Annotated in this window: 4 protein-coding genes; all 4 read left to right on the top strand. The window is 64.0% G+C overall.

What is annotated here, in order from left to right:
* Nucleotides 1–301 precede the first annotated feature (301 nt).
* Nucleotides 302–619, top strand: a complete 318-nt coding sequence (locus QZL67_RS09735) for a hypothetical protein (RefSeq protein ID WP_022290526.1) — start codon at nucleotides 302–304, stop codon at nucleotides 617–619.
* A gap of 29 nt (nucleotides 620–648) precedes the next feature.
* Nucleotides 649–990 (top strand): hypothetical protein, encoded by a 342-nt coding sequence (locus tag QZL67_RS09730; RefSeq protein WP_022290525.1) that lies wholly within the window; start codon nucleotides 649–651, stop codon nucleotides 988–990.
* A 9-nt stretch (nucleotides 991–999) separates the two neighbouring features.
* The gene (locus QZL67_RS09725; RefSeq protein ID WP_022290524.1) at nucleotides 1,000–2,652 is read left to right on the top strand and encodes a PcfJ domain-containing protein; all 1,653 of its coding nucleotides are present in this window, start codon (nucleotides 1,000–1,002) and stop codon (nucleotides 2,650–2,652) included.
* Nucleotides 2,649–3,651 (top strand): DUF3102 domain-containing protein (locus QZL67_RS09720; RefSeq protein ID WP_292920258.1); only part of this gene is annotated, 1,003 nt, incomplete at its 3' end. The genes QZL67_RS09725 and QZL67_RS09720, both read left to right, overlap by 4 nt.

Here is a 3,651-nt window from a genome sequence, read left to right as displayed (position 1 = left end):
GGCCAGCCGGCACACCAAGTGCTGTATGAGGCGGTTTTTGAGACGGAGGACTGGTCATGACCATGCGGCCGCCCTGCGGGCGGGATTGCCCGGACCGCTCTCCTCGGTGCCATGGGCGGCGGGAGGACGGGAGCTGGATCTGCCCGGCGTGGGGAGACTGGCAGAACGGCCGGCAGAAACAGCGGAGCCAGAGCGCGGCGGGGCGGTTGGAGCAGGCGGTCCAGCGGGATTACATCTTTGAGAGCAGAGTCCGTTTCCGAAAATGGAAACAGCGGGGGCACGGGAAAGGACGGTGAGGACCATGGCAACGCACAAGCGGGACATTCTCTGGGAAATCGGCTGCGAGGGCCACACAGACGCATGGGTGGTGGCGGAAAGCTGGGAGCTTGCCACGGTGGAGGCTGCCCGGTTCTGGGGTGTGCCCTGGCGAACCGTGGCCGCACGCTGCGAAGAGAAAAAGCGGGTCGAAGGCGCGCCCCGGAATATCTGCTGCCGGTGCGGAAAGACCTACTTCGGCCCGCCGCCCATGTGCGGAATCTGTGCGCAGGCCTCCCGGCAGGAGGAAGAGCGGATGCGGCACCTGCTGCGGCGGGCATACCAGCAAGGAAAAGTTGTTTGACCTCTGAAACAGAAGGAGTGTAAAGGAATATGACGGAACAGGCGATTTTCCTGCTGCGGGAGCAGCAGAGCAAGGTGAAAGAGCGGTCCGGGCCCTGGATGGTGGCAGAGCAGCTGATGGATATTTGCCGACGGGAGCCGGAGAGCGCGGAGCTGATCGCCCAGGACCTGCACAACCCGGAGATGGGGATCGTCCAGGCAGAACAGCAGATCAAGGCCTTTGCGGATAAGCACAAGACCGGGAATTTTGCCTGTGTGACGCCGCTGGAGGCGGAGGAGATCCTGCGGAAGTTCTACGGCCTGCCGGACCCGCAAACGGACAAGCCCTCCGGGAGCGGCGCGGTTTCGGTGGATCTGGCGGACTTTCTGTGAGGTGACGGCATGGAACAGCACGATTACGCGGTGGAGCTGCCCCAGGAGCCGCCGGAGGGGCTGATCCCCTGGCTCCAGGGGCAGGGAAAGCTCCGGGAGCATGTGATCTGGTACAAGGCCACCTGGGTGTGTGATCCCCTCACCGGGCAGCGGAAACGGATGGCGGAGCTGCGGTGCTCCGCCTGCGGCGAGACCATGTACGCCGAGAGAATCCCCAACCCCGGGCATACCTTCGGCTATTTCGACCCGGGCAGCGGGCATCCCGTATCGGACGGGAATCACGTCCGCTGCCCCATGTGCGGCTGCGAGGCGGAAGCCCTGCACATCGGCCGGGGCCGAGGCGGACACTGGGGAAAAGAATACTGGCCCCTGACCATCACCCGCATAGGGGACAAGCTGGCCCTGGTGGGCTGGTGCGTGGGGAAGTACATCTTCTGCGAGGGAAGAGAGAGCATTTCCTGCCGGCAGTACGAGGCCTATGTGGTAGAGGAGCACAAGGTGGTGCGGCTGATGGGCTATCTCAAGTGCCTCTCTGCCATCAGCTTTTTCGGCCATTGGGAGCAGCGCAAAATCTGCCTGGACAACTGGGGAGAGGCGGATCTGATCTATCCCTGGGACCCGGAGCTCCTGGTGGGCTCCACGGCGGAGAACAGCAAACTGGACCTTTACATGAAGGCGGCAGAGGAGCCGTATCCGGTGACGTATCTCCGGCTCTGGCAGCGTCACCGGAATCTTGAGAATCTGGTCGTCCAGGGCTGCGGGGCCTTGGTGGGGGAGATGATCCGGGCGGAGAGCTACCGGTACAGCTATGAGCGGGCCAAGGGAATCCCAAAGCTGCCGGAGGTCTGCTGGAAGGAACGCCGCCCGGCCAGGATGCTGGGCCTCACCGGCCAGGAGTTCCGCTTCTGCCGGGAGATGCACTGGACGACGGAGGAGCTGTCCTTTTACCGGCTGTGCCGGGAAAAGGGCGTCAAGCTACGCTTGCCGGAGGACCTGGAAGAGTGCGAAGCCGCCGGGATTCATTGGTGCCAGCGGATCGTGGAGAAGGAAAAAGCACCCTTGATGCGGGCGGTGCGCTATCTGCAGCGACAGCGTGCGCTGGACAAGCGGGCGGACGGCAGCATCCTGGAGGATTACTGGCGCATTGCCCGGGGAGAGGGCTATGACCTGACAGACGAGCACGTCCGCTTTCCCAAGGCTCTGATGCGTGCCCATGATCGGGTGGCAGAGGAACGGCGGGTGCGGGAGGAGGCCCGGAGGGCTAAAGACCTGGCGGAGAAAAACCGCAGGCTCCGGGACGCCTTTGCGGCCCGTCTGAACGTTCTGGCACCGCTGGCCTGGAATCATGAGGGCATCCTGATCCGGCCCTGCGCCGCACCGGAGGAGCTGGACACGGAGGGGAAGACCCTGCACCACTGCGTGGCCACCTACAAGGAAAAGCACGCAGGCGGGAACGCAGCTATCTTCTTCATCCGACGGGCAACGGAGCCGGACAAGCCTTGGTATACCTTGGAGTTAAAGCTGGATGACTTCACAGTGCTTCAGAACCGGGGGAAGTGCAACTGCAATCGGACAAAGGCGGTGGAGGCCTTTGAAGCGGCCTGGCTGGAGCACATCCGACCCATGAGACAACAAAAGAAGAAAGGAAAAGGTGCGGCATGAGCATGGAACAAGCAAAGGCCCTGGCGGCGGAACTGGGCATCGGAGAGAGGCCCTGGGAAAACGGGGAGCCGGACGACGGAGAGGGGGCCATCCTGGCCCGGGACTTCGGAATGAACGGGCAGCCGCCCGCGGAGGACAAGCCTCTGGACATCATCACCGAGGAGATCCTCTTTTACAAGCGCCAGGCTGGAGGCGCCATCATCGAGATCGGGAAGCGACTGCTGGAGGCCAAGGCCCAACTGGGCCACGGGGAGTGGCTGCCCTGGCTGCGGGATCGGGTGGACCTTTCGGAGCGGTCTGCCCAGAACTTTATGCGTCTTGCCCGGGAGTATTCCAAATCCGCAGAGATTGCGGATTTGGGAGCCTCCAAAGCATTGGCGCTGTTGGCTTTGCCGGAATCGGAACGGGCGAACTTCGTGTCTGAGCCCCACACCGTGGACGGGGTGGAAAAGACGGTGCCGGAGATGACGGCCAAGGAGCTGAAAGCCGCTATCGAGGAACGGGACCGGGCCCTCCGGGAAGCACAGAAGGCGGATGCCCGGGCCAGGTCCGCAGAAGAGAGCCGGGCCAAGATGGAAGCGGACATGTGCCAGCTCAAGGAGCTGCAGCAGCGAGCCAGGGAGGCCGAGGAGGAAAAGGCCCGACAGCTGCAGGCGGCGGAGGAGGAGCTCCAGGCCCTGCGCAGCCGCCCGGTGGAGGTGGCTGTGGAGACACGGGATGCCTCTCCGGAGCAGTTGGCGGCCGCCCGGGCGGAAGGAGCAAAGGAAGCCAAGCAGGCAGCCGCCAAGGCCCACCGGCGGGAGCTGGAGGAAGCGGAGCAGAAGGCCCGGGAAAACGTGAAGAAGCTCCGGGAGGAGCTCAAGACGGCCCAGGCGCAGGCCCGGGAGGCCAATATCCGGACGCAGGAAGCGGAGCTGGCGGCCAAAAAGGCGGAGAAAAAGGCGTCGGACGCCGACCGGCTGGGCCAGGGCAGCGCCAAAGAAAATATGGTGGCGGTTC

The sequence above is a fragment of the Oscillibacter sp. CAG:155 genome (assembly GCA_000436875.1).
Lineage (GTDB): Bacteria > Bacillota > Clostridia > Oscillospirales > Oscillospiraceae > Oscillibacter.
Note: the sequence above shows the minus strand (reverse complement) of the source record. Positions and strands in the feature narration are given on the sequence as shown.

Bases quoted from the DNA above. Each gene is read 5' to 3' on its own strand.
- QZL67_RS09730 (WP_022290525.1), top strand. From the start codon at position 649: ATGACGGAACAGGCGATTTTCCTGCTGCGGGAGCAGCAGAGCAAGGTG.
- QZL67_RS09735 (WP_022290526.1), top strand. From the start codon at position 302: ATGGCAACGCACAAGCGGGACATTCTCTGGGAAATCGGCTGCGAGGGC.
- QZL67_RS09725 (WP_022290524.1), top strand. From the start codon at position 1,000: ATGGAACAGCACGATTACGCGGTGGAGCTGCCCCAGGAGCCGCCGGAG.